At 70.8% G+C, this 26,317-nt stretch carries 17 protein-coding genes and 1 pseudogene; 2 read left to right on the top strand and 16 right to left on the bottom strand.

Translation table 11 applies throughout. From position 1 onward, the window contains the following. Positions 1-109: 109 nt before the first annotated feature. Entirely contained in the window at positions 110-1,510 is a 1,401-nt protein-coding gene (locus APR04_RS25255) for an ATP-binding protein (protein ID WP_253875992.1), read from the bottom strand. Positions 1,511-1,597: 87 nt separating this feature from the next. Continuing rightward, positions 1,598-7,678, bottom strand: a complete 6,081-nt coding sequence (locus tag APR04_RS25260) for an Ig-like domain-containing protein (RefSeq protein ID WP_253875994.1) — start codon at positions 7,676-7,678, stop codon at positions 1,598-1,600. Between the two features lie 224 nt (positions 7,679-7,902). On the opposite strand from APR04_RS25260, the gene APR04_RS25265 reads away from it, so the two are divergent. Next, entirely contained in the window at positions 7,903-8,361 is a 459-nt protein-coding gene (locus tag APR04_RS25265; protein ID WP_253875997.1) for an XRE family transcriptional regulator, read from the top strand. After that, entirely contained in the window at positions 8,358-8,843 is a 486-nt protein-coding gene (locus APR04_RS31145) for a HepT-like ribonuclease domain-containing protein (RefSeq protein ID WP_253876000.1), read from the top strand. Before APR04_RS25265 ends, APR04_RS31145 begins: the two co-directional genes overlap by 4 nt. Before the next feature lie 170 nt (positions 8,844-9,013). Here the strand turns inward: APR04_RS31145 and APR04_RS25275 are convergent, their stop codons facing one another. From APR04_RS25275 to APR04_RS25340, 14 genes and pseudogenes are all read right to left on the bottom strand, one after another. Continuing rightward, positions 9,014-10,102 (bottom strand): polyprenyl synthetase family protein, encoded by a 1,089-nt coding sequence (locus APR04_RS25275; RefSeq protein ID WP_253876002.1) that lies wholly within the window; start codon positions 10,100-10,102, stop codon positions 9,014-9,016. Beyond that, positions 10,099-11,880, bottom strand: coding sequence for an NADH-quinone oxidoreductase subunit NuoN (nuoN, locus tag APR04_RS25280; protein WP_253876004.1), 1,782 nt, complete (start codon positions 11,878-11,880; stop codon positions 10,099-10,101). The genes APR04_RS25275 and nuoN overlap by 4 nt, the downstream gene beginning before the upstream one ends. Beyond that, positions 11,877-13,460, bottom strand: a complete 1,584-nt coding sequence (locus APR04_RS25285) for an NADH-quinone oxidoreductase subunit M (RefSeq protein WP_253876015.1) — start codon at positions 13,458-13,460, stop codon at positions 11,877-11,879. Before APR04_RS25285 ends, nuoN begins: the two co-directional genes overlap by 4 nt. An 11-nt stretch (positions 13,461-13,471) precedes the next feature. Then, positions 13,472-15,397 (bottom strand): NADH-quinone oxidoreductase subunit L, encoded by a 1,926-nt coding sequence (nuoL, locus tag APR04_RS25290; RefSeq protein WP_253876134.1) that lies wholly within the window; start codon positions 15,395-15,397, stop codon positions 13,472-13,474. 108 nt (positions 15,398-15,505) lie between these two features. Then, complete coding sequence (nuoK, locus tag APR04_RS25295; RefSeq protein WP_253876018.1) at positions 15,506-15,805, bottom strand: NADH-quinone oxidoreductase subunit NuoK; 300 nt, start codon at positions 15,803-15,805, stop codon at positions 15,506-15,508. Beyond that, positions 15,805-16,626: an NADH-quinone oxidoreductase subunit J gene (locus APR04_RS25300; protein WP_253876020.1), complete on the bottom strand. Its 822-nt coding sequence runs from the start codon at positions 16,624-16,626 to the stop codon at positions 15,805-15,807. The genes nuoK and APR04_RS25300 overlap by 1 nt, the downstream gene beginning before the upstream one ends. Before the next feature lie 248 nt (positions 16,627-16,874). Next, a pseudogene (gene nuoI / locus APR04_RS25305) lies at positions 16,875-17,552 on the bottom strand (NADH-quinone oxidoreductase subunit NuoI); the annotation flags it as partial. Beyond that, positions 17,542-18,852, bottom strand: a complete 1,311-nt coding sequence (nuoH, locus tag APR04_RS25310; RefSeq protein WP_253876023.1) for an NADH-quinone oxidoreductase subunit NuoH — start codon at positions 18,850-18,852, stop codon at positions 17,542-17,544. The gene nuoH and the pseudogene nuoI, both read right to left, overlap by 11 nt. Next, complete coding sequence (locus tag APR04_RS25315) at positions 18,849-21,455, bottom strand: NADH-quinone oxidoreductase subunit G (RefSeq protein ID WP_253876025.1); 2,607 nt, start codon at positions 21,453-21,455, stop codon at positions 18,849-18,851. Before APR04_RS25315 ends, nuoH begins: the two co-directional genes overlap by 4 nt. Then, positions 21,452-22,798, bottom strand: coding sequence for an NADH-quinone oxidoreductase subunit NuoF (gene nuoF / locus APR04_RS25320; protein ID WP_253876028.1), 1,347 nt, complete (start codon positions 22,796-22,798; stop codon positions 21,452-21,454). Before nuoF ends, APR04_RS25315 begins: the two co-directional genes overlap by 4 nt. Further along, entirely contained in the window at positions 22,795-23,610 is an 816-nt protein-coding gene (gene nuoE, locus APR04_RS25325; RefSeq protein ID WP_253876031.1) for an NADH-quinone oxidoreductase subunit NuoE, read from the bottom strand. Before nuoE ends, nuoF begins: the two co-directional genes overlap by 4 nt. Then, positions 23,607-24,962 (bottom strand): NADH-quinone oxidoreductase subunit D, encoded by a 1,356-nt coding sequence (locus APR04_RS25330; RefSeq protein ID WP_372496171.1) that lies wholly within the window; start codon positions 24,960-24,962, stop codon positions 23,607-23,609. Before APR04_RS25330 ends, nuoE begins: the two co-directional genes overlap by 4 nt. Next, positions 24,959-25,714, bottom strand: coding sequence for an NADH-quinone oxidoreductase subunit C (locus APR04_RS25335; protein WP_253876033.1), 756 nt, complete (start codon positions 25,712-25,714; stop codon positions 24,959-24,961). Before APR04_RS25335 ends, APR04_RS25330 begins: the two co-directional genes overlap by 4 nt. Then, on the bottom strand, positions 25,711-26,262 hold the full coding sequence (locus APR04_RS25340) for a NuoB/complex I 20 kDa subunit family protein (protein WP_253876035.1): 552 nt from the start codon (positions 26,260-26,262) through the stop codon (positions 25,711-25,713). The genes APR04_RS25335 and APR04_RS25340 overlap by 4 nt, the downstream gene beginning before the upstream one ends. Between the last annotated feature and the right edge of the window lie 55 nt (positions 26,263-26,317).

Raw genomic sequence — 26,317 nt, forward strand, 5'->3', positions numbered from 1 at the left:
GGGAGCACCTTACCGGGACGAAGGGTGAATCGTCCTGGAGTTTTGTGGGCAGGACTACCCATGGTGCTCGACCGGATTGTAGGAGTCTGTCCGCCGCCTTGGCCGGTCGTCAGGAGATCCGCCAGACGGCCCTGGGGTCCTTCGGCGACTGACCCTCCCAGACGACGACTCCCAGCTCCTGCAGCTTCTGCAGGTGGCGGATCGCCGTCGGACGGGCTATCCGCGCGGCTTCCTCGACCTGCCCCGTGCCCAGCGGGCGGCCCGAGGAGCGCAACACGTCGAGCACCTGCCGCGCCCCGGGTGAGAGCTGATCGGCGATCTCCTCTGGCAGCATGTCGAGCGACGACAGGACCAGGCGCACGCCGCTCTGCGTCTGGGTGTACACCGGGTCGGTCAGCCCTCTGCTCCGCATCTCGTCGAACATCCGTCGAATACCTTCGCCGAGCTCCTGCGCGATGCCGAGGTCCGAGCACACACGTGCGATGCGGGGGTTACGGGCGTACCGGCTGATGTCGAGCGGGCGGTCCGGGTTGACGATCCCGGGAAAGCGGCCAGGACTCGATATCTCGACCCGGTCGGGGAAGATCTCAACCCGCACATGGTCACCGACCATGCTGTAGGAGCGGTGCAGCACCGCGTTGACGAGGCCTTCGAGCCAGGCGTCGCGTGGCACGATCCCCGACGCCTCGAAGCGTCCGGAGGCCGAGAGCGCCCTTCGACGGTAAAGCAGTCTCTCGATCTCATGGGCCGCGCGGTCGATCTGCTGCGGGATGGATCCTTCACAGCGGATGTCTGCGTCGTCGTCGAGCGAGAGCCGCGCCCCGGTACCGCGATCCACGTCCGTGTATCGCAGCACGCGCACGTGCGCGTTCGGGAAGAGCATCTGGGGTGACCTGGCGAACAGGAGATAGGCGGCAACCGTCGGTTCCCTGTCCCGGGTCAGCAGGCCACGAGCGCGCAACATCGCGTCGGGAGACGAGGATCCGATGGCCTGCTGGTAGGCCCCGACCTCGATGGGATCGAGCTCGTCGACGCCGACTCTGGCTCGCGTGCCGTCGAACGGCGCGGAGCCCCGGTCGTACTCGAGCTCCTGCCGTTGCGCGAAGCCGAGCCGCCTCGACTCGTCACCGATCCGCAGGTAGACGTCACCCTTGGCCGTCTCATGGACAGCCTCTCCCGGATCCACCCGGAGCAGGAGAACGCACCTGTCGTCCGACAGCCGGATCTCCTCGACGCGAGCGCGGACGACAGGTCGGGTGAAGTCCTGCGCGGCCTGGCGAAGGGCATTGACGCGCGCTGGCGGCACACCATCGACCGTGCCGTCGTAGAGACCGACCACGACACAGCCGCCTTCGGCATTCGCGAGCGCGACAAGTGGGATCGCCAGGTCCTTCGGGTCGACCCGGCCCGACTTGCGCTCGAACCATTGCCCCTCTGGCAATCGGGCAAGCACGTCCAGGGCCTCGTCCGGCGGGAGCGCCAACGCCTGATCCACCTCTGCCGCATGCATGCACCTACTCTAACATTGTTAGAGTAGGTGCATGTGGGTCGGCGGGCGACGGGACATCAGGCAAGGGTGAAGCTGGTGCACGGCGACTCACCAGGCGGCGCGAGTCGAGTCGCCCCAGACGTCAGTATTGACCCAGACCTGCGATCCGGACCGACCCCAGGAGCAGGCGAGCTCGGCGTCGATATTTCCGTTCGCGTCCAGCACGAGGGGGTTGCCGAAGCGGTCGTTGCGCTCGCGGTTCCTGACCTCGTCGGTAAATGTCGTGGGGTAGAACTCCTCGCCGTCGGCGACGCAGCGCACCCTGAACCCCGCACCGGGCGTGCCTGCGCGCACCACGATTTCGACGTAGTTCTCGCCGCCTCCGGCGCCACCACCCTTCGCCGCGCGCACAGTACGGTTCGAGGCGTCGCTGCCGGTCGTCCCTGTCTTCTCGGCCCAGGCGCCACATCCCGCCGCGTTGCAGCTCCGGGCCCTGAGCGTGTAGCTCTTGTTCGGCCCGGTCGGAACGTTGATACGCGAAGTGGGAGACCTGTTGCCGGAGTCGTCGTGGTCACCGCTCATGACGAACTCCGTCCCCGTGACCTCGCTGCCCCCGGTGCTGGTCGCCGCGAAGACGGAGAAGTAGCCGTCGTCGCTGCGGTCCCGCGTCCACCCGAGCTCGGGCCGGCCCGGCACCGTGTACGGCTTCACCGAGTTCGAGCGCGTCGTCCACTGGGAACAGGTGTGCTTGTTGCAGGCCCGGACGTCGAACGTGTGGTCCCGGCCGTTGGAGAGGCCGGTGAAGTCGAACGGGGAGCCCGTGGCCCTCTCCTCCCTCGAACCGTCCGCCCGCACCTCGTAGTACGGGCCGTTGCCGCGGAACTCGCTGATCTCGCCCCACGACACGCGGGCCTTGCCGTTGGTGTCCTCGGTCAGCGCCGCACTCGGGTTACCGGGCACCAACGGTGTGCCGTGCGGCTCCAACGCCGTGGATCTCGGGCTCTCCGGTGACCTGCCCGCCTTGTTCTCCGCGACGACCGTGAACTGGTACGCGGACCGCTGATCCAGGTTGTTCAGCGTCTTCGACGCGCCGGTCACCGGCATCGTCCGCTCCTCGTTCCCGTCCCGGAACACGCTCAGGTGATACGTCTTGATCGTGGCACCGTTGGTCGCCGGCGCCGTCCACTGCACCGTGATCTTCCCACCCGCCGCGGTAGGCGCGCGCGACGCGGTCGGAGCAGCGGGACGGGCGGGCGGCGCAGCGGGCGTCTCCGGCGCCGACGGGTCCGACCACTCCGACGGGTCGGGCGCCGCGTTCCGCGCCTGCACCCGCACCGTGTAGGCGGTGCCGTTCCGCAGCCCCTCCCACACCGTCCGCGTGCCGTCGAGGCAGGTCTTCTGCAGCTGGCCCGACGGCGGCGCCGGGCTGATCTCCAGGTTGACGCACTCGATCGGCGAACGGTCCGTGTACGAGCGGTTCTGCCAGGTCACCGTCAGGAGCTGATCACCGAACACGAGCTCGGGCGCCGCCGGCGGGTCCGGCTTCTCGTCGGGCCGCGCCTCCTCGGACGCCCCCGACTCCCCAGAGGTACCCACCTCGTTCTCCGCCGTCACCGTGAACGTGTACGTCTGGTTGTTCGTCAGGCCGGTGATCGTGCAGGTGGTGGTGGGGCAGGTGGTGGCGCTGCCCCGGCTGGGCCGTACGCGGTACTCGGTGATCTCCGCCCCGTTGTCGGACGGCGGGTCCCAGCTCAGCACCACCGTCTCGGACCGCACCTCCTCGACGACCGGCGGGCGCGGCGTCTCCGGGGCGCCGAGCACCGTCACACGAGCGGTTCCCTCGACCTCACGAGTGGGGTCGTCGGTCACGTCAGCCACCCGGTAGCGCACCACCGTCACCCCGTGGAAGTCGGCGGGTGGGGTGACCGTCACGCTGTCCCCTGCGGTCTCGACGGTGCCCCGGCCGGACTCGAGCCGGGCCGAGACGAGCCGCAGCGGGTCCTCCGGGAAGGGGTTGATGTCGTTCTCCAGCACGTCCACGGTGACCGGCTCGCCCTGGTGCGCGTCCGGCACCTCGTCGGTGTTGGCCCGCACGAGCGGGCGCGTCGAGGCCACGACGGTGACGGTGAGCTGGCCGGCGACCGGCGGGTGCCCGCCGTCGGACACCGTGAAGCCGACGGTGGCCGTGTTGCCCTTCGGCACGTCCGGCGCCGCTGTGGCCAGCACCGTCGCGCCCTCGGTCGCGAGGCTCAGCCCGCCTGTGTCGCCGGCGACCGTCACGGTGAGCGGGTCGCCGTCGGGGTCCACGACGAAGCGGGACAGGTCGAGCGCGGTCTCCTCGCCCGCCGCGGCCTCCAGCGCGGGCGTGCCGGTGATCTCGGGCGGCTCGTTCTCGCCCGGCAGCACGTCGATCGGCAGCGTGAGCAGGGCGGTGCGACCGTCGGGGTCGTCGATGCCCGAGCCGTCGGTCACCTCGAACGTCAGGGCGGCCGGGCCGGAGTAGTCCTTGTAGGCGGTGTAGGTGACCGCTGCGGGTCCCGTGACCTCGTGGTCGCCTTCCGTGGCCGCGACCTTCGACTCGTCGGTGATCCTCGGCGTACGCCCCTCGGCAACGACCACGTACTCGGTGAGGTCCAGCGGGGTGGGTTCACCGGCGGCCACCTCCACCGCCGCCAGGTCCTCGCGGAGCCGCGGCAGCGTGCCGTCCCGCGGCACGCGCAGGAACGCCTTGCCGGTCAGCCCGTCCATGTCGGTGACCTCGTAGGTGATGACCTGCGGGTGAGCCGTGAGCGGCACGGCGATCTCCCCGTCGTCGGTCACGGTGGCGCCGTCCGGCCCCTGGCCCGGCACAGTGACCTCCAGGTCCGCGGCGAGCCCGTCCGGGTCGAGATCGTTGCCCGTGACGTCGACGGTCACGGCGGGTGACGCGACGTCCTCCGGGGCGACGGCGTCGTCCCGCGCGACCGGACGGAGCAGGGGCGCGTCCCTGGCCACCTCCACGGTGATCGCGCCGGTGGCGCGCGCCGCGAACGAGTCCTCGACCCCGTAGTAGAACGTGTGCGTGCCCTCGCCGTCGGGCGCGGTGACGACCACGAGGTCGTCCGCGACCTCCGGCTCCAGCTCGGCCGCACCGTCGAACGACTTCGGCACCAGGCCCACCTGGTCGCCGTTCGGGTCCGAGTCGTTCGCCAGCGCGTCGATGCCGATCGTCCGGCCCGGCCGCACCGACACCTCGTCGTCCACGGCGAGCGGCGCCTGGTTCACCTGCGGCGGCGTCGCCACCCCGACGCGGACCGTTCCGGTGGCGGTGGCGCCACGCGTGTCCGTGACGGAGTAGGTGAGCTGGTCCTCCCCTGCGGCGTTCGCGGAGGCCGCGTACTCCAGGTACCCGTCGACGATGTCGACGGTGCCCATCTCCGGCGCCGACGTGATCGCCTCGAGCTGCACGTGGTCGCCGTCCGGGTCGCTGCCCTCCAGCGGGAGGGCTACCCGGGTGCTCGCTCCGGCCAGCACCCGCGCCGTGACGTCGGGCGGCTGCGGTGCGACGTTCTCGTCGTCGTCCACCACCGTCACGGTCACCTGGGCGGAGTCCTTCTGGCCGTTGGGGTCGGTGACCTCGTAGACCAGGTGGACGGTGCCGGACCGGTCCGGACCCGCCTTGAACCGGACGCTGTCCTCGGACACGAACGCCTCGCCCGCCTCCGGCTGCTCCACCAGGTCCTCGGCGAGCGTGAGCTCGAGCCCGTCCGGGTGGGCGTCGTTGGTCAGCACCGGGATCGTCACGACGTCGCCGGCGTGCACCGTCGCCTCGTCGGCGTCGGCCTCCGGCGGGCGGAGCTTCGTCGCGGCAGGCACCGGCACCACCCGCACCTGCCCGACGGCGGTCTCCGTGCCGTTCGCCGCCGTGTACTCGATGGTGACCGGGCCCTCCGGCCGTTTGACCTCGCTGAGGCGCAGCACGTGGTGGTCCAGCACCGCCGCGGTCACCGGGGCGCCGTCGGGCACGGTCACCGACTGCACGACGAGCACGCCGCCGGCCGGGTCGGTGTCGTTCGCCAGCACGTCCACCAGGGCGGAACCACCGGCCGGCAGGAGCACCGTGTCGGTCACCGTCACCGGGACACCGTCCTGCTCCGGCGGCGGCAGCACATCCACGCGCACCAGCCCCAGCGTCGCTTCCGGGCCATCGCTCACCTGATAGGTCAGGTCGTACGATCCCGGCTCCTGGCTCAGGAACCGGAACGAGCCCGCCGCGAAGTTCGGCGTGATCGTGGCCGGAGCCTGCTCGCCCACGTCGACCAGCCGGAGGCGGTCGCCGTTCGGATCGGTGTCGTTCGTCAGCGGGTACACCGTCACCGGCTGTCCGGCCGGAACCGCCACGTGGTCCCCGACGGCGACCGGTGGCGCCTCCGCTGCGACGACGTCGACCAGGAGCCTGCCCTCGCCCACCATGCCGCCGCTGTCGCTGACCGTGAGGTCGACGATCTTGCGGCCCGTCGCGCCACCACCGTCGCGGAACTCGACGGCGCCGTCCGGGCGGAACCGGATCTCGTCGGCGACGTCACCGGTTGCGGCGCTGGACAGCACGAGGTCGTCACCGTCCGGGTCGCGCCAGAAGGGCAGCACCTTGATCGTCGCCTCGCCGCCCTGCGCCACGCGGAGCACCGGTTCGCCGTCGGCGGCGGGAGCCTCGTTCGAGCCGGGCGGCACCACGCGGACCCGGACCTTCGCGTCGGCCGTACCGCCACGACCGTCGTCGACCGTGTACCTGAGAGTGGCCGAGCCCGACGCTTCCGCCGGCACGTCCACCTGGAGCGCCAGACCGTCCAGCACCCGGTGCACGGTGATGCCCTTGGCGTCCTCTGGCGGCTGCGCCACCGACACGGTCATCACGTCCCCGTCCGGGTCGGTGTCGTTGCCCAGCACGTTCAGCACGGTGGTGCGCCCGGGGCGCACACCGAGATCGTCGTCCTCCGGCGTTGGCGCCCGGTTCGGCTTGTCACGTTCGGCGACGAGCTGGTCCACCAGCTCGGGCGTCGTCGTCTCCGTCTCGGTCTTCTCCCCCTCGGCCTCCTCCGGCATCGTGAGGTCCCAGTCGTCGACCTTCTCGAAGTCGTCGGCGGCCATCCACAGGGTGCCTTCTGCGACGTCGTTCAGCACGACGACGTCGCGGTTGACCCGGTAGGCGAGCTCGCCGTCCGCCCCCTCGAGGCTCTGGTCCACGTCACGGTCCGTGCCCGGGCAGTCCCGCACCACCTGACCGGTACCCGACCAGGCACCGAACGTGCAGGCGCCCACCTGGACGGGAGCCGCCGGGACGCCGTCGGCCACGCGCGTCGTCGACTCGCCGCCGCCCAGCGGCTGCGCGACCAGCCCGGTCGGTGTGCCGACCGCCACCGACCGCTTCTCGTCCGACGGCTGCTGCAGCCGCCCCTCTGCGCCGCCTGGCAGGTCCACGACCTCGCCACCGGGCAGGACCAGCGCGGACGCCGTCCGGTCCAGCACCACCGGCTCGTCGCCGACCGCGGTGAGCTCCACCTCGGCGTCCTTCGCCACGGGGAGCTCGCTCTCGATGACCTCGCCCGGTGCGCCACGCTGACCGGTGTCGACCCGGTACAGCATCCCGTCCGACGGGACCGCGACGAACACCGTCCCGTCGGTCGCGACGGCGAGCCGCCCGCCCGCGCCGAGCTCCGCCGTCGGCTCGAGCTCCTCCTCGTCGAAAGCTGTCACGCCGTCGAAGGGCAGCACCCACAGCCGGCCGTTCTCGGGGTCGAGGATCGCGGTGGCCGGGCCGCCGGACGCGACCTGGGCGCCTCTCGGCGCCTGGACCGGGCCCGCGAGCACCAGCTGGGCGGGGTCGACGGGGCTCGCCGCCGATGTACCTTCGTCCGTCAGCAGCACCCGGCCCTCGTCCTGCTGGACGTCGAAGTTCGACGATCCGGCGAGGAGGGTGCTGTCCAGGGCTCCTGCCTCGTCGTTGAAACGACCCAGCTTGCCCGAGGCGGTCTGCGTGACCCAGACGCCGGAGTCGTTGAGCTCGAGCTCCGCCGTGGCCTCGCCGTCCTGCAGGAAGGCAAGAGCCAGCAGCGCACCACTGAACAGTGCCACCAGAGCCCAGGACACGACGAACCCTGTCGTAAACCTGAACCTGCCCTCGACCGCGTCCGCCACGAACCGCCCCCTCAACAGGCTGCATCCTAGCCAGAAGTTCGGATGCGCAGGTGGGGAGAAATACCCATGCACAGGGGTTGCGGTACCGGTGCCCCTGACATCGGGCCGAACTCATCGACTTCGGTCGGATGGGATGAGATCGGTCAGTCGTCGGACCGATCTCATCCCATCCGACCGATCTCGTCGAGGCCGGATGACATCCTCTCGCTAGGCGATAACAAGCCTGTTATCGTCGGCCCATGAGCCTCGAGTTCGGCACATGGGTACACATCCGGCGGACGGCGCTCGGACTCTCCCAGGCGCGCCTCGCGGCCATCGCAGGTGTCCATCAGCCGACCATCGCCGCCGTCGAGAAGGGTCACCGCAGTGCGACCGACCCGGTCCGCCGCAAGCTCACCGCTGCGCTCCAGGCGCGGCCGGGTGACCTTCTTGCCGGCCTCCGCGACGAGGTGATCGCTCTCGTCGAACGGCACGGCGCCAGCAACCCTCGGGTCTTCGGGTCGATCGCGCGCGGGACCGACACAGTCTGGTCCGACGTCGACCTGCTGGTCACCTTTCCCGATACGGCGGCGCGACTTGCCTACTTCGACCTCGTCCAGGACCTGGCAGATCTCCTGACCGTCGAGGTCGACGTCGTCGACGACGCGTCGACCGGGCGCGCGTCGGAACAGGCGCAGCGCGAGGCGCTCGCACTGTGACCGGCACGAGCGATGACGGCCCGCCACGGTTCGAACGGGTGGTGCGGCCACCGTCCGGGGCCGGGTCCAAGGCGGGCGGAGCTGACCACACCCGGCGCCCGTACGACCCCGAGCAGACCCGACGCAGGCTCGGCGACCTCGCGAGATTCGCCGCCCAGTCGGCGGAGATCGTGGCCGCCGGCCACGCAGCCTTTCACTCTGAGCGCGCCTGGATGACGCGCGCGGCTGCGACGTACTTGATCATCGAGGTCGCGACCGTCTGCGAAAAGCTGCACGGACGCGTGCGGGACCACTTCTCCGAGGTGCCCTGGCGCAGGATCGCCGGGATGCGGAACATAGCGGCCCACGCATACGACGAGGTGAACGACGAGGTCGTCTGGGACGTGCTCGCGGTCTTTGTCCCGCAGCTGGCACGCGACCTCAGCCTGCCGGCGCGGCCCGGCGACCAGGTAGTGCTGCCGCCAGGCCTCGACACCGCCTGAACGACCGTCGGCGAGTGCAGACTTCGTCGCGCCCGCGATCGGCGAGTGCAGAGCTAGATGCGGATAGCGACCCTGTATCCGCAACCAACTCTGCACTCGGCGGATCCGGGTGCGACCAAGTCTGCACTCGGGCGGCGGGACCGGCGGCGGGGACCGGCGGCCGGGCCTCCTCAGACCGCTCGGTCCGCCAGGACCTGGGCGAACTGCTCCAGCGACTCCTTGACCGGGCCCTCCGGCAGAGGCGCCAGCTCCGCCGAGGCGGCGCGTGCCCACTGGACGGCCAGCTCCCGCGTCTCGGCCAGCACCGCGTGCGCGCGCAGCCGCCCCACGGCGGCGTTCAGGGCCTCGTCGGAGGTCAGGTCGCCGTCGAGCGTCGCGAGCAGGTCCCGGTCGTCGGAGGTGGCGGCGTCCGTAGCGACGTGCTGCCGCAGCAGCAGCACCGGCATCGTCGGCACGTGCTCGCGCAGGTCGGTTCCCGGCGTCTTGCCCGACGTCTCGCCGGACGAGGCGATATCGAGCACGTCGTCGGCGAGCTGGAACGCGACGCCCACCTTCTCGCCGTACGCGCCCACCGCCTCGATGTGCGCCTCCGGCGCCCCGGCGAGCATCGCCCCCAGGCGGGCCGACGCCGACAGCAGGGCTGCCGTCTTGTCGGACAGCACCTGCAGGTAGTGCGCCACCGGGTCCTCGCCGTCGTCCGGGCCCATCGTCTCGTGCAGCTGCCCGAGGCACATCCGCTCGAACGTCTTGGACTGCAGGATCACCGCCTCGGGCCCCAGCTCGGCCACGAGCGCGGACGCCCGGGCGAACAGCAGGTCGCCCACGAGGATCGCCACCGAGTTGCCCCACACCATGTGGGCCGCCGGCGCCCCGCGCCGCATCGGCGCGGAGTCCATGACGTCGTCGTGGTACAGCGACGCGACCTGTGTCAGCTCCACCACCACCGCTGCGTCCACGACACCGGGCAGCGACCCGTCCCCCAGCTCACCCGTCAGCAGGGTGAGCAGGGGACGGAACCGCTTGCCGCCCGCGTCGATGAGGTGCCGGGAGGCACCGTCGGCCAGCTTGTCGGTGCTGGCGACGGCCTCGAGGAGCACCTCGTCGACCCCGGTCAGCCGGTCCGCGAGGCGCGAAGCCAGCTCCGGGTCGGTGATCGGCAGGCCGAGCGCGTTGGGATCGGGCAGGTCGGTCGGAGCGGCCGGAGGGGCAGACGCCGACGTACCCGTCGTCGTCTGATGCGGCAGCGGTACGGAGGTCACGGCACGAACTTACTTGCCTGTTCCACCAGACCGAGAACCGGAGACGGGAACACGCCGAGAATCACTGTCGCGATCGCACACACTGCGATGGCCACAGCCGCCGGCCCACGGGACCGCACCACGGTCACCACGATCCGCTGCGCGCTCGTGACCCGCACCTTGGTCAGGGTGGCGGCCGCGCCGGCCGAGACCGCACCACCGCTCGTCGGGACCGCATCCTCGCTGGTCGAGCCGGTCGAGAGCCCGGCCTCGACAGCCTCGGTCCCCGTCGACTCCGGCTCGTCCGGCGCCTTCTGGAACACCATGACGACCAGGACCCGCACGTAGAACGCGACAGCGACCACCGACGCGAGCACGCCGAGGACCGCGAGCCACCACAGACCACCCGTCGTCGCCCCGGTGAACGCGCCGAACTTGGCGATGAACCCGGCGGTGAGCGGGATGCCGGCCATCGACAGCAGGAACAGCGCGAACGCGGCGGTGAGCCACGGGGCCTTGCGGCCAAGCCCTGCCCACTGCGCGATCTCCGTCGCCTCGCCGAGCACCACCCCTTCGCCCTCACCCACTGGGCCGTTGTCCTCGCCGGTGCCCGAGGTGATCCGGCGCTCGCGCACCAGCGTGACCACGGCGAACGCGCCGATCGTCGCGAGGCCGTAGGCGAGCAGGTAGAAGAGCGTCGACGACTGCACCGGAGCGTTGAAGCCCGCGATGCCGACCAGCAGGAAGCCCGCGTGCGCGATCGACGAGTAGGCCAGCAGGCGCTTCACATCGGTCTGGACCATCCCCACCACGGTGCCGACCACCATCGTCAGGATCGCGACCACGACGATGACGATCTGCAGCTGGCGCATGATGTCCGGGCTGACGCCCCCCACCCCGATCGAGATGCGGTACAGCACCTCCACGAGCGCCGCGACGGCCGCGACCTTGGTGCACGCCGCCATGAACCCGGTGATCGGCGTAGGTGCGCCCGTGTAGACGTCGGGCGTCCAGGCGTGGAACGGCACCGCGCCGACCTTGAACAGCAGGCCGACGACGACCAGCAGGACGCCGGACACGAGCAGCACGCTCATGCCCTCCAGCGGCAGGCCCTGCTGCACCCGCTGGGCGATCTCGAGCAGGCGGACCGTACCGGCGAACCCGTAGATCAGCGCGACACCGAAGATGAACAGCGCCGAGGCGAACGCGCCCAGCAGGAAGTACTTGGCCGCCGCCTCCTGCGACAGGAGCCGACGCCGGCGCGCCGTCGCGCACAGCACGTACAGCGGGAGCGACAGCACCTCCAGCGCGATGAACATGACGATGAGGTCGTCGGTGGAGGCGAACAGCATCATGCCGCCCACCGCGAAGAGCAGGAGGGGGTAGATCTCGGTCTGCTCAAGGCCGGAGCGCCGGGCCAGGTCCTCGTACGGGGTGCCGGGCACTGCCGACGCAGCGGGCGCGAACGCATCCTGCCCGGTCGTCGTGCGGTCGGCCACGACGAGCACGCCGAGGAAGGCAAGCACGGCGATGATGCCCTGCGCGCCGAGCGCGAACGGCGTGAGGGTCAGGCTGCCGCCCACCACCTGCACGGGCTGCACCACGATCTGCGGCCACAGGACCGCGATGAACGCGAACGCTCCGGCCAGGGCCGCCAGGGCCAGCACGATCTGGGTCGTGCGGCGGACCTTCTCCGGTACGAAGGCCTCGATGAGCACACCGACCACGCCCGCGCCCAGCACCACGATCAGCGGTGCGAGGGCGAGCCAGTCGATCTCGGGTGCCACGAACTCGGTCACTTGTCGCTCCCCATCTCCGTGGCGGCGTCCGCCGGTTCGTCGACCGTCGTGAGGGCCACCGACTGCTCGGCCGGCGCGTTCACGTAGGTCAGGGCCAGGCCCGGCACAAGGCCGAGCACCAGGAGTCCGGCCACGAGCGGCGCCGCGACGACGCGCTCACGGACGTGCAGGTCGGGCAGGCCTTCGAGGCCTGCGGCCGGTGCTCCGGTGAAGATCTTCTGGTAGGTCAGCAGCACGTAGATCGCGGCAAGGACCACGCCGGGTATCGCGGCGATCGCCCACCCGGCCGATCCGGCGGGCGAGCCGCCGAACGCGCCGATCAGCACCATGATCTCGCTGACGAACGTGGCCAGGCCGGGCAGCGACAGCGTCGCGAGGCCCGCGACGAGGAACGTCCCGGCGAGCACCGGCGTGACCGATCGCAGGCCGCTGTAGTCGGAGATCTTCTGCGACTTCTCCGGGTGCCGGGAGATCAGGAACCCGGCCACCAGGAACAGCGCACCGGTCGCCAGCCCGTGGTTGAGCATCATGAAGCTCGACCCGGCGGTCCCCAGCGGCGTGAACGTGAAGATGCCAAGGATGATGAAGCCGAAGTGGCTCACCGACGTCCAGCCGACCAGCCGCAGCAGGTCGGTCTGCATGATCGCCATGATCGCGCCGTACAGCACGGAGATCACGGCGAGCACGATCACGAGCGGCGCGGCCCAGCGGGAGGCCTCCGGGAACAGCGGCAGGCACAGCGTCAGCATGCCGAACGTGCCGACCTTGTCCAGCACACAGATCAGGAGGGTGGAGGTGCCAGGGGTGGCATTCCCCGCGACGTCGGGCAACCAGCTGTGCACGGGCACCATGGGCGCCTTGATCGCGAAGGCGATGAAGAATCCGACGAACATCAGGCGTTCGGCGGTGGTACCCAGGTCGATCGCGGCCAGCTCGTCCACGAGGAACGCCCGGCTCGGGTCGATGCCCGCACCGATGCCGAGGAAGTACAGCGCGATCACCGCCGCGAGCATGATCAGCCCGCCGCCCAGGCTGAACATCAGGAACTTCACCGCGGCCTTGCGCCGACCTGCACCCTGCCCGAACCCACCGATGAGGAAGTAGGCCGGGATCAGCATGGCCTCGAACAGCACGTAGAACAGGAACACGTCGCGGGCGGCGAACACCGCCACCATGAACGCCTGGAGCAGGAGCACCAGACCGACGAACTTGCGCAGCCGGACTTCGTCCCTGCCCTGCTCCTTCCACGCGGCCAGCAGCACCAGCGGCACCAGCAGCACGGAGAGCGCCACCAGCAGCAGGCCGACGCCGTCGACCCCCACCGCGTACGAGGCACCGATCTGCGGGATCCACGGGTGGACGGCTCCGAGCTGGTGCTCGGCGGCGGCGCCCGTGTCGAAGGCGACGAACGCGCCGACGAGCAGGGCCACCTCCACCAGCGAGAACAGGAGCGCCAGCGGGCGGGCGAGGCCTGTCCCCGCGCTCGCCGGGCCCGTGCGGGACCGGACGAGCGCGCTCAGCCCCACCACGGCCGCGCCGACCAGCGGCCATGCGATGAGCACGGTCAGCCAGGGAAACATCTCTCCTCCGATCACTGGGCACCACCGAGGCCGACGACGAGCCAGGCGACGACGGCGATCACGAGGACGCCACCCGCCATGCCGGCCGCGTACGAGCGGACGTAACCGCTCTGCGCCTTCCGGAACACCGCGCCGAACCACGACAGCACCTGGGGCAGCAGGCTCCAGCCACGGTCGACGACGTCACGGTCACCTACCTGGAGCAGGCGGGCCACCCCGTGCGCCGGCTTCAGCACCAGCGTCTCGTTGGCGGCGTCCTGGTACAGGTCCCTGCGGGCCGCCCGGGTCAGGAAGGAGCCGCGCGGCGCCTCCTCCGGCACGAGGCTCATCGCGTACATCCGGAACGCCAGCAGCGCCCCGAGCACCACGACCACGAGCGTGCTGGTGATGATCACGGGCACCGGGAGCACCGGCTCGTGGTGCTCGGCGTGCCCGACCACCGGCTCCAGCCAGGTGACGAACGTGCCGCCGACACCGAGCACCAGGCCCAGCGCGGCCGAGCCGACACCGAGGAACACCAGGGGCCACCACATCAGCGGCGAGCCCTCGTGCGGGTGCTGGTTCTCCGTCCAGCGCGGACGGCGTCCACCGAACGTCATGAAGAACAGGCGGGTCATGTAGAACGCGGTGATCCCGGCGCCGAGCACCGCGACGGTGCCGAACACCCAGGCCCGCCACGGCTGGCCCTCAACGGGTATGAAGGCCGCCTCGATGATCCCGTCCTTCGACCAGAAGCCGGAGAACGGCGGGATCCCGAGGATCGCGAGCCAGCCCAGGCCCATGGTGATCCACGTGATGGGCAGGAACCGCGACAGGCCGCCGAAGCGCCGCATGTCGGTCTGGTCCCCCATCGCGTGCATCACCGAGCCGGCACCGAGGAACAGTCCCGCCTTGAAGAAGCCGTGCGTGAGGAGGTGGAAGATCGCGAACGCGTACCCGGCCGGGCCGAGGCCCGCCGCGAGCATCATGTAGCCGATCTGCGACATCGTGGAGGCGGCCAGCGCCTTCTTGATGTCGTCCTTCGCGGTACCTACCACGGCACCGAACAGCAGGGTCACGGCCCCCACGATCACCACGACCAGCTGCGCCGTCGGGGCGGCCTCGAGGATCGGGCCGGAGCGCACCATGAGGTAGACGCCGGCGGTGACCATCGTGGCGGCGTGGATGAGCGCGGACACCGGCGTCGGGCCGGCCATCGCGTCGCCCAGCCAGGCCTGCAGCGGGAACTGCGCCGACTTGCCGCACGCGGCGAGCAGCAGACACAGGCCGATGGCGGTGGCGGTGCCCTCCGACAGCGAGCCGAGGGTGTCGTCGGACAGGGTGGTCGCGAAGTCGAGGGCGCCCGTGCCCGCGAACAGCAGCGCCATCGCCGCGATGAGGCCCATGTCGCCGATGCGGTTCATGACGAACGCCTTCTTCGCCGCCACCGCGTTCTCGCGGGCGGAGGGCCGCCCCGTGTCCCAGAACCCGATGAGCAGGTAGGACGCGAGACCCACGCCCTCCCAGCCCACGAAGAGCAGGAGGTAGGAGTCGGCGAGGACCAGCGTCAGCATGGCCGCGACGAACAGGTTCAGGTACGCGAAGAACCGGCGCCGGTGCGGGTCGTGGTCCATGTAGGCGACCGAGTACACGTGGATGAGCGTGCCGACGAAGGTCACGAGCATCACGAAGACCAGGGACAGCGGGTCCAGCCGGAGGCCGAGGTCCACGTCCAGGCCGCCCGCGGACAGCCAGGTCCACAGGTGGTGGTCGACGGAACGCTCCTCGGCGGGCGTGCCGATCATGCGGAACATCAGGATGAAGCCGATGACTCCGGAGGCGGCAGAGGCCGCCACCCCGAGCCAGTGGCCCCAGCGGTCGGTGGCCTTGCCACCCAGCAGCAGGATCGCTGCGCCGATCAGCGGGATGCCGATCAGCCAGGGGGCGAGCCCGATCACGTCGTTCACGTCTCTACCCTTCAGAAGTCTTGTTGGTGGGTGAGTCTGCGGTTCCGCTGCGGGCGAGTGCCTCGTTCCTCGGCCCTCACCCTCCGCTTCACCTCCGCCTCACCCACGGAGCAGGTTGACGTCGTCGACCGAGGCCGAGCGGCGGGTACGGAAGATCGTCACGATGATCGCCAGGCCGACGACGACCTCGGCGGCGGCGACGACCATGACGAAGAAGGCGAGCACCTGGCCCGTCAGGTCGCCGTGCATCCTGGCGAAGGTGACGAAGGCGAGGTTCGTCGCGTTGAGCATGAGTTCCACACCCATGAACACGACTATCGCGTTGCGGCGCAGCAGCACGGTCGTCGCCCCGATGGCGAAGAGCACGGCGGCCAGGACCACGTAGTTGGTGATGTCCATCAGGCGTCCCTCTCCGACTCAGGGGTCGAGCTCGTCGCCCCGCGGGTCGAGCTCGTCGAGACCACGACCGCCGGCCCCTCCGGCGCGGGCCGCTCCTGCCCGCGGATGCGCAGCACGCGCGACACCGACTGCGGCACCTGCTCGCCGTCCGGGCCGAGCGCGGGGGTGTCCATCGCGTTGGACCGGGCGTAGACGCCGGGCGGCGGCAGCGGGGTGAGCACCACGCCGTCGGGCAGCGCCTTGATGCGCCTGTCGGCCACCGACTCCTGCGTCTGCTTCGGCGTGAGCCGGCGCCGGTGCGTCAGCACCAGCGCGCCGACCGCCGCCGTCACGAGCAGCACCCCGACGGCCTCCATGGCCAGCACGTAGTCGCCGAACAGCACGCGCGCCAGCGCCTGCGGGTTCGCGACACCACCTGGGTCGCCCCCGCCCAGCCCAGCGGCGGGCGGGAACGTCGCGTTCGCCACCACGCCGCCGAGGATCACGGCGAGGCCGATGCCGATGAGCACGCCGATCCAGCGCTGCCCCCGGATGGTCTCGGTGAGCGAGTCGGACGCGTCGACGCCGACCAGCATCAGCACGAACAGGAACAGCATCATCACCGCACCCGTGTACACGACGACCTGGACGACGCCGAGGAACGGCGCCTCCTGCGCGATGTACAGGATCGCCATGCTGACCATGACGAACACCAGGCACATCGCCGCGTGCACCGCCCGCTTCACGAACAGCAGGCCCAGCGCGGCGAGCACCATGAGCGGCGCGATCACCCAGAACAGGACGGTCTCGCCGCCCGAGATCTCGAGCCCAGCGGGGGTCATGCCCTCACCCCCGTGCCGGTGCGCGGGCCGGTCGAGGCCCCCGCGGTGAGGTCCGCCGCGGACGTCGAGCCGGGCTCGCTGGTCGCACGCGCGCCGGTCTCGACAGCGTTCACCTGAGTACCGTCGGCCAGGACCCGCACCGACCCGACTGCTGCCGCGCCGGCCGACTTCTCGGCCGCGCCGGGACCCTCTTCCGGGCGCAGCTCGTGCTGCCGCTGCGTGGGCGCCGGCGCCTTGCCGGACGACACCGCCTCGGCCGCGTCCAGCGTCGGGTCGTCCGGCCGCTGTTCGCGGACCCAGTCGACCTGCGCCGCCGTCGGGCCGAGGACGTCACCGCTGTAGTAGTCGGTGTCCGTGGTGCCCTCCACCATGGGGTGGGGCGCCGCCAGCATGCCCTCGGAGAGCGGGGCCAGCAGGTCCTGCTTCTCGTAGATCATGCCGGCGCGCGTCTTGCCGGCCAGCTCGAAGTCGTTCGTCATCGTCAGGGCGCGCGTCGGGCAGGCCTCGATGCACAGCCCGCAGAAGATGCAGCGCAGGTAGTTGATCTGGTAGACGGCGCCGTACCGCTCGCCGGGGCTCATGTGCGCCCCCTTCGAGTCGTCCGCGTTCACCTGGAGGCCCGCGTTCTGCGGCAGTGCCGCGTTGGAGGCGCCCTCCACATAGATCGCGTCCGCCGGGCACGCCCAGGCGCACAGCTCGCAACCGATGCACTTCTCCAGCCCGTCGGCGTACCGGTTGAGCTGGTGACGGCCGTGGAACCGACGCTGGGTCGGCACCTTCTTGCGCGGGTACTGCTCCGTGACCGTGGGCTTGAACATCGACGACAGCGTCACGCCGAAGCCCGCGACGGGGGCGAACATCTCCCCGATGGCCCCGGGCTGGGGACGCAGGGGCTGGTACTCGCCTTCCTGGTGCTCACTCACCATGGACCTCCTTTCCGAACCGCTTGGACGGGGGCAGCTTCTCGCCGGGCAGCGGCGGCACCGGGAACCCGCCGGCGAAGGCGTCGACGGGCTCCTTGTCCTTCTCTGCGGACACGTCCGTGCCCGGTGGCGCTTCCTTCTTCTCCGGCCAGAACCACATGATCGCGATGAAGACGACGGCGGCCCCGACGATCCATGGGATGAAGTCCAGGAAGGTCACGCCCTGCACGCGCTGCAGCCACTGCACGACGGCCAGCACGACGACCCAGCCCAGCGCGACCGGGATGAGGACCTTCCAGCCGAACACCATGAACTGGTCGTAGCGCAGGCGCAGCAGCGTGCCGCGCACCCACACGAAGACGAACATGACTGCCCAGAGCTTCACCAGGAACCAGATGATGGGCAGCCAGCCCTCGTTGAGGGCACCGCCGAGGAACGCGTCGGGCACCGGTGCCCGCCAGCCGCCCAGGAAGAGCGTCACGCAGACGGCGGAGACGTTGAGCATGTTGATGTACTCCGCCAGGAAGAACCAGGCGAACTTCATCGACGAGTACTCGGTCATGTAGCCGGAGACGAGCTCGCCCTCGGCCTCGGGCAGGTCGAACGGCAGGCGGTTCGTCTCGCCGATCATCGAGATCACGTAGATCACGAACGCGGGAGCCAGCGGGATGAACCACCAGATCTGCGTCTGGCTGTCCACGATCTGCGACGTCGACATCGACCCCGCCATGATGAACACGCTCACCAGCGACAGGCCCATCGCGAGCTCGTAGCTGATGACCTGCGCCGTCGAACGCACGGCACCGAGCAGCGGGTACGTGGAGCCGGAGGCCCAGCCGCCCAGGACGATGCCGTAGACACCGAGCGACGCGGCGGCCAGCACGTACAGCACCGCCACCGGGAAGTCGGTGAGCTGCGCCGGCGTGGTCCAGTCGGTCCAGAAGAACGACAGGCTCGGCCCGAACGGGATCACTGCGAACACGAGCAGCGAGCAGAACACCGAGATCATCGGCGCCAGGAGGTACACGAACCGGTCGGCGCGCGTAACCGTGAGGTCCTCCTTGAGCAGGAGCTTCATGGCGTCGCCCAGCGACTGCAGCAGGCCGAACGGCCCGTGCCAGTTGGGCCCAGGGCGCACCTGCATGCGCGCTACCACCTTGCGCTCGAACCAGATGGCGAAGAGCACGCTGGTCAGCAGGAACACCACGATCAGCACAGCCTTCACGATGGAGGCCCAGATGGTCTCCTGCGAGAAGTCGGCGGTCACCCCAGGCGCCGCGGCAGCCAGAGTCAGGGGATTCACAGGGCTTTCCCTTCCGAGTTGTCAGACGTGCGGGTCACCGGGGTGACCTGGGTGTCCGACACGTGGGGGGCGACGGTGACGAGGTCGCCGGCCGCCGCACCGAGCGTCTCGTGCACGCGGCAGCCCGCGCTGTTGAGCGGCAGCCACACGACGCCGTCGACCATTCCGTCGGTCACCACCGCCGGCACGCCGATGGCGCCGCGCTGCGTGCTGACGGTGACCTCGTCGCCGTCGGCCACGCCGAAGGCGGCCGCCGTGGCGGCGGACAGGCGAGCGACGGGCAGCTTGGCCGTGCCGGCGAGGAACTGCTCGCCGTCCTGGCCGCGCCCCACGTCCAGCTGGAGACGCCAGGTGGCGAGCACCGCCTGCCCGGGCCGGATCGACGGCGGCCCTGTCGGCACGCCGCGCTGGACCCGCAGCCGGTCCCCGTCCCAGGCGCCGCGCTGCGTCATGGCGATGGAGAGGTGGGCCTCGGTCGGCGACGCCGCCTGCAGGTCCACGCCGAGGTGCTGGGCCAGCACGTGCAGCACGCGGTGGTCGGGCAGGGCGCTCGACTCGAGCGCCGCACCGAAGGACCGCACGCGGCCCTCCCAGTTCCAGTACGAGCCGGCACGCTCGACGGGCGGCGCGACGGGCAGCACGACGTCGGCCCGCTCGGTCACCTCCGAGGCCCGCACCTCCAGGCTCACCACGAACCCGGCGGCATCGAGCGCCGCGCGCGCGGCGGCCGGGTCGGGCAGGTCGGCGAGCTCGACGCCGCCGATGATCGCCCCGCCCAGCGCACCGTCGACCAGCGCCGCGAGGATGCCGGTGGTGTCGCGACCCGGGGTGCCCGGGACCTCACCGCCCCAGGCCTCGGCGATCTGGGCGCGTGCGGCGGCGTCCGCGACCGGGCGACCGCCCGGCAGCAGCTCGGGCAGCAGGCCCGCCTCGACGCCGCCACGCTCACCCGCACGGCGCGGGATCCACGCGAGCCGTGCGCCGGTCGCCTCGGCGAGGCCGAGGGCCGCCGCGTAGGCGCCCGGCGAGCCCGCGAGGCGCTCGCCCACGAGGATCACGGCGCCCGGCTGGGCCAGGGCGCCGGTGTCGATGCCCGAGCCCTCGGGGGCGAGGCTCGTGGTCAGGCTGGTCAGCCACTCCGCCTCGGTACCGGGCGCGGCCGGCAGCAGCGTGCCGTCCAGGCGGGTCAGGCCGCGCGTGGCGTAGGGGGCGATCGAGAAGACCTTCGTCTTCGCCGGCCCCTGCGTCCCCTTGCGCAGCCGCAGGAACGTGATGCCTGCCTCCTCCTCGGCCTCCAGGCCGACGAGGAGCACCGCGGGCGCCTGCTCCAGGTCGCCGAACGTCACGCCGACGCCCGACCCCGCCACGACGTGGGCCAGGAACGCCGCCTCCTCGGCGGAGTGCACGCGAGCGCGCTGGTCGACGTCGTTGGTCCCGAGCGCCGTGCGCGCGAAGCGTGACCAGGCGAAGGCGTCCTCGACGGTGAGCCGGCCACCCGGCAGCACGCCGACGCCGCCGGCCTGCCTGGCCTTGGCCAGCCCGGCCGCAGCGATCTCGAGGGCCTCGACCCAGGAAGCGGGGCGTAGCGTCCCGCCCTCCCGGACCAGCGGCGTCGTAATGCGGTCCGTCGCGGTCTGCCAGGTGAACGCGAAGCGGTCCTTGTCGGTGATCCACTCCTCGTTGACGACCGGGTCCTCGCCCGACAGGCGGCGCAGCACCTGGCCACGGCGGTGGTCGATACGGATCGCCGAGCCGCAGGAGTCGTGCTCGGCGATGCTCTCCGTGCTGACCAGGTCGAACGGCCGCGAGCGGAACCGGTAGCCCGCGCCCGTGAGCGCGCCCACCGGGCAGATCTGCACGGTGTTGCCGGAGTAGTAGGAGGAGAACGGCCGACCGGAGGTGTCGGTGGTGGCCTCCCCGACCGGGCGGTCGACGGGCCCGGTGCTGGACTCGGCCCCGGCGAACCCGAGCACGTCCTCGTCGAACCGGCCGATCTGCTGGTGCGCGCCGCGGTCCTGGAGCGCGATGAACGCGTCGCCGGCGATCTCCTCGCTGAACCGGGTGCAGCGCTGGCACAGCACGCAGCGCTCACGGTCCAGCAGGATCTGCGTGGACAGGGCGATCGGCTTGGGGAACGTGCGCTTGACGTCGACGAACCGCGTGTCCGTGCGGCCGTTCGACATCGCCTGGTTCTGCAGGGGGCACTCGCCGCCCTTGTCGCACACCGGGCAGTCCAGCGGGTGGTTCATGAGCAGCAGCTCCATGACCCCCTGCTGGGCCTTGTCCGCGACGGCGGACGTGTGCTGCGTCTTGACGATCATCCCGGGCGCGACCGTCATGGTGCAGGACGCCTGCGGCTTCGGCATGGGCCGGACGTTGCCCTCGCGGTCCGGCATGGAGACCTCGACGAGGCACTGCCGGCAGGCGCCAGCGGGCGCCAGGAGCGGGTGGTCGCAGAACCGCGGGATCTGGATCCCTGCCTGCTCCGCGGCCCGGATGATCAGCGTGCCCTTCGGGACGCTGACCTCCGTGCCGTCGATGGTGAAGGTGACCAGATCGGCCGGTACGGCCTCGGTCTTCGGGTTGTTCGTGGTGACGGTCATCGGTGACCTCCGGCGCCGGCGCCCGCGAGGGCAGCCGCTATCCGTGTCTTGGGGGTGTACGGGAAGAGGGCCGAGGCGCTCGGGTCGAACGGGCAGCCGTGGCCGTCGATGTGCGCCTGGTACTCCTCGCGGAACAGCTTGATGCTGGAGGTGATCGGCGAGACGGCGCCGTCGCCCAGCGCGCAGAACGCGCGGCCCAGGATGTTGTCGCACAGGTCGAGCAGCAGGTCGAGGTCGCTGTCCTGGCCCTCGCCGGCCTCGATGCGGTGCAGCACCTGCTTGAGCCAGTAGGTGCCCTCGCGGCACGGGGTGCACTTGCCGCACGACTCGTGCGCGTAGAAGTCGGTCCACCGGCTCGTCGCCCGGACCACGCACACCGTCTCGTCGAAGATCTGCAGCGCCCGCGTGCCGAGCATCGACCCCGCGGCGCCAACGGACTCGTAGTCGAGCGGGACGTCGAGGTGCTCGGCCGTGAAGATCGGCGTGGAGGAGCCGCCAGGGGTCCAGAACTTCAGCTCGTGCCCCTCGCGGACGCCACCGGCCAGATCGAGCAGCTCGCGCAGCGTGATGCCGAGCGGCGCCTCGTACTGGCCGGGCCTGGTGACGTGCCCCGACAGGGAGAACAGGCCGTGACCCTGCGACTTCTCCGTGCCCATCGAGGAGAACCAGTCGGCGCCCTTCGCCACGATCGCCGGGACCGACGCGATGGACTCCACGTTGTTCACGACGGTGGGTCGCGCGTACAGGCCAGCGACGGCGGGGAACGGCGGCTTGAGACGCGGCTGACCGCGCAGGCCCTCGAGCGAGTCGAGCAGCGCCGTCTCCTCGCCGCAGATGTAGGCGCCGGCCCCCGCGTGCACCGTGACGTCGAGGTTGAAGCCCGAGCCCTGGATGTTCTTGCCCAGGTAGCCCGCCTTGTACGCCTCCTCGACGGCGTTCAGCAGCCGGCGGTAGACGTGCAGCACCTCGCCGCGCACATAGATGAACGCGTGGTCGCAGCCGATCGCGTAGCTCGTGATCGCGACGCCCTCGATCAGGTGCTGCGGGCTGGCGAGCATGAGCGGGATGTCCTTGCAGGTGCCCGGCTCGGACTCGTCGGCGTTGACGACCAGGTAGCGCGGGCCGCCGTCGGGCGGAGGCAGGAAGCCCCACTTCATCCCCGTGGGGAAGCCCGCACCGCCACGGCCGCGCAGGCCGGAGTCCTTGACGGCCTGCACCAGGTCGGCAGGCTCCGCCTTCAGGGCCTTCTTGAGGCCCGCGTAGCCGCCGGCGCGCTCGTAGGTGGCAAGGCGCCACGAGTGGTCCTTGTCCCACGTGTCGGTCAGTACCGGTGTGAGGGTCACTTCGCGTCCTCTCCGGGCTTCTTGTCCTTGCCGACCTGGGTGTCGGCCGGCGTCGTCGGCTTGCGAGCGGCGCTCGACCCGGGCTCGCCCGTGATGGTCTCGCCCGGCTTGTCGGGCGTCGACGACGACGGGCCTTCGGGCGCCGTCCAGCCGCGCTCGCGGGCGATCCGCAGGCCGGCGAGCGTCGGCTCGCCCGTGCCCGCGTCCTCGTCGGCGCGTCCGTCGGAGAACCCGGCCAGGACCCGGCTCATCTGCTTGAACGAGCACACCGACGCGGCGCCCCTGGTCGGGGCGACGTCCTCGCCGAGGCGCAGCCTGTCCGCGAGCGCCGTCGCCGTCCCAGGGGTCTGGTTGTCGAAGAACTCCCAGTTGACCATCACGACGGGCGCGTAGTCGCAGGCCGCGTTGCACTCGACGCGTTCGAGGGTGATCGCCCCGTCGTCGGTGGTCTCGTCGTGCCCGACGCCGAGGTGCTCGCTCAGCTCGTCGAAGATGGCGTCGCCGCCCATCACCGCGCACAGCGTGTTGGTGCAGACGCCGACGGTGTAGGTGCCGTTCGGGTGCCGCTTGTACTGGGTGTAGAAGGTGGCGACCGCCGAGACCTCCGCCGCGGTGATGCCGAGCATCTCGGCGCAGAAGAGGATGCCGTCCCTGCTCACGTAACCGTCGATCGACTGCACGAGGTGCAGCATCGGCAGCAGGCCGGAGCGCGGGTTCGGGTAGCGCTCCATGATCGCCGTGGCGTCGGCGGTGAGCGTCGCCAGGGTCTCGCCGTCGTAACGGGTCCTGGTCTGCACGGGTTCTGCCGTCATCGGTCCACACCTCCCAGCACGGGGTCCAGCGACGCGACGGCGACGACGACGTCGGCCACCTGGCCGCCCTCGCACATCACGGACACGCCCTGGAGGTTGTTGAACGAGGGGTCGCGGAAGTGCGCGCGGTAGGGGCGGGTGCCGCCGTCGGACACGACGTGCACGCCCAGCTCGCCCCGCGGGTGCTCCACGGTCTGCCATGCCTGGCCGACGGGGACGCGGAAGCCCTCGGTGACCAGCTTGAAGTGGTGGATCAGGGCCTCCATGGAGGTGCCCATGATCTTCTTGATGTGCTCCAGCGAGTTGCCCTGGCCGTCGCCGCCGACGGCGAGCTGGGCGGGCCAGGCGATCTTCTTGTCGGCCACCATGACCGGCTCGCCCTCTGTGCGGTCGAGCCGCTCCATGGCCTGCTCGACGATCTTCAGGGACTGGTAGCACTCCTCGATGCGGAGGACCACGCGGTCGTAGCAGTCGGCGCCCTTCGCGGTGGGGACGTCGAAGTCGTACGTCTCGTAGCCGCAGTACGGGTTGTCCTTGCGGACGTCGTACGGCAGGCCGGTGGAGCGCAGCACAGGTCCGGTGATGGCGAGCGCCATGCAGCCGGAGAGGTTCAGGACGCCGACGTCGGTGAGGCGCGCCTTGAAGATCGGGTTGGCGAGCATGAGGTCGGACAGCTGCTTGAGGTAGCCGCGCACGTTCTTCAACGCCGCGCGCGCCTGGGTGGTGAACCCTTCGGGCGTGTCCACCGCGACTCCGCCGGGGCGGATGTACGCGTGGTTCATGCGCAGGCCGGTGACGGCCTCGAACAGGCGCAGGATCTCCTCGCGGGCGGTGAACCCGACGGTCATCACGGTGGTGGCGCCCATCTCGTTGCCGCCGGTGCCGAGACAGACCAGGTGGGAGGCGATCCGGTTGAGCTCCATCATCAGGACCCGGATCACGGAGGCGCGCTCAGGCACGTCGTCGGTGATGCCGAGGAGCTTCTCGACCGCCAGGCAGTACGCGGCCTCCTGGAACAGGGGCGCCACGTAGTCCATGCGGGTACAGAACGTGGTGCCCTGCGTCCACGTCCGGAACTCCATGTTCTTCTCGATGCCGGTGTGGAGGTAGCCGATGCCCGCGCGGGCCTCGGTGACGGTCTCGCCGTCGATCTCCAGCATCAGGCGCAGCACCCCGTGCGTGGACGGATGCTGCGGCCCCATGTTGACGACGATCCGCTCCTCGCCGATCGCCTCGCGCGCGATGTCGTCCCAGTCGCCGTCGCCGTAGGCCTCGAAGGCACGGACCGTCGACGACATGTCCTCGTTGCCCGCTGGCCTGGTGGCGTGCGGGGCAGCGGCGGGAGCGCTCATGAGTAGCTCCTCCTCGTGTCCGGCGGGGGCACCGTGGCCCCCTTGTACTCGACGGGGATGCCGCCGAGCGGGTAGTCCTTGCGCTGCGGGTGACCCACCCAGTCGTCCGGCATCTCGATGCGGGTCAGGGCGGGGTGACCGTCGAAGACGATCCCGAAGAAGTCGTACGCCTCGCGCTCGTGCCAGTCGTTGGACGGGTACACGGACGTGGTCGACGGGATGTGCGGGTCGTCATCCGACGCCGTGACCTCCAGCCGCAGCCGGCGCGAGTGCGTGATCGAGGCCAGGTGGTAGACCGCGTGCAGCTCACGTCCGGCGTCGTGCGGGTAGTGCACGCCGCTGACACCGAGCGACAGCTCGAACCGCAGGTCCTGGTCGTCACGCAGCGCCCGGCAGACGGCGACGACGTGCTCGCGGGCGACGTCGATCGTCAGCTCAGCGCGCTGCGCGTCCGCGCTGTCGGCGCCGTGCAGGTCCACGACCACCTTCTCGATCGCCTCCTGAGGCGGCACGCCCGCCTCGTCCAGCACCTCGGTCAGGACGTCGATCACCTGGTCGAACCAGCTCCCGTACGGCCGCGACGACGCAGCGGGCATCGCCACCGGGGTGACCAGGCCGCCGTAGCCGGACGTGTCGCCAGAACCGTCAGCGCCGAACATCCCGCGCTTCACCTCGACGAGCTCGAGCGTGGTGGCGTCCGCGGGGGCCTGGAGGGCCGAACCCTGGTCACCGCCCGGCGTGACGTCGCTCATCGCAGCAGCCCCTTCATCTCGAAGGTGGGCGTTGCCTCCATCGCGGCGGCCTCGGCCGCGCGCGCCGCCTCGATCCGGTTCACGCCGAGCGGCGCGCTCTGGATCTGGTCGTGCAGCCCGAGGATCGCGTTGATCAGCATCTCAGGACGCGGCGGACAACCGGGCAGGTAGATGTCGACCGGGATCACGTGGTCGACACCCTGCACGATCGCGTAGTTGTTGAACATCCCGCCCGACGACGCGCACACACCCATCGAGAGCACCCACTTGGGCTCGCTCATCTGGTCGTACACCTGGCGCACGACCGGGGCCATCTTCTGGCTCACCCGGCCCGCCACGATCATCAGGTCGGCCTGCCGCGGCGACGCACGGAACACCTCCATGCCGAACCGCGAGAGGTCGAACCGCGACGCACCCGCCGCCATCATCTCGATGGCGCAGCAGGCCAGGCCGAACGTGACCGGCCACACCGAAGCCTTGCGCAGGTACCCGGCGAGATCCTCGATCGTCGTCAGCAGGAAACCTGACGGTGCTTCCTCGACACCCATGTCCCCTCCTTGCTGCCGGGACCAGCCCGGCGTCGCTGCACGGCACCTGGCGGCG

The organism is Promicromonospora umidemergens, from assembly GCF_024171995.1.
GTDB lineage: Bacteria > Actinomycetota > Actinomycetes > Actinomycetales > Cellulomonadaceae > Promicromonospora > Promicromonospora umidemergens.

What these genes read in the sequence shown, in the direction of transcription:
- APR04_RS25255 (WP_253875992.1), bottom strand. Translation starts at nt 1,510, where the DNA reads ATGCATGCGGCAGAGGTGGATCAGGCGTTGGCGCTCCCGCCGGACGAG.
- APR04_RS25265 (WP_253875997.1), top strand. Translation starts at nt 7,903, where the DNA reads ATGAGCCTCGAGTTCGGCACATGGGTACACATCCGGCGGACGGCGCTC.
- APR04_RS25285 (WP_253876015.1), bottom strand. Translation starts at nt 13,460, where the DNA reads ATGTTTCCCTGGCTGACCGTGCTCATCGCATGGCCGCTGGTCGGCGCG.
- nuoK (WP_253876018.1), bottom strand. Translation starts at nt 15,805, where the DNA reads ATGGACATCACCAACTACGTGGTCCTGGCCGCCGTGCTCTTCGCCATC.
- APR04_RS25300 (WP_253876020.1), bottom strand. Translation starts at nt 16,626, where the DNA reads ATGACCCCCGCTGGGCTCGAGATCTCGGGCGGCGAGACCGTCCTGTTC.
- APR04_RS25315 (WP_253876025.1), bottom strand. Translation starts at nt 21,455, where the DNA reads ATGACCGTCACCACGAACAACCCGAAGACCGAGGCCGTACCGGCCGAT.
- nuoE (WP_253876031.1), bottom strand. Translation starts at nt 23,610, where the DNA reads ATGACGGCAGAACCCGTGCAGACCAGGACCCGTTACGACGGCGAGACC.
- APR04_RS25330 (WP_372496171.1), bottom strand. Translation starts at nt 24,962, where the DNA reads ATGAGCGCTCCCGCCGCTGCCCCGCACGCCACCAGGCCAGCGGGCAAC.
- APR04_RS25335 (WP_253876033.1), bottom strand. Translation starts at nt 25,714, where the DNA reads ATGAGCGACGTCACGCCGGGCGGTGACCAGGGTTCGGCCCTCCAGGCC.
- APR04_RS25340 (WP_253876035.1), bottom strand. Translation starts at nt 26,262, where the DNA reads ATGGGTGTCGAGGAAGCACCGTCAGGTTTCCTGCTGACGACGATCGAG.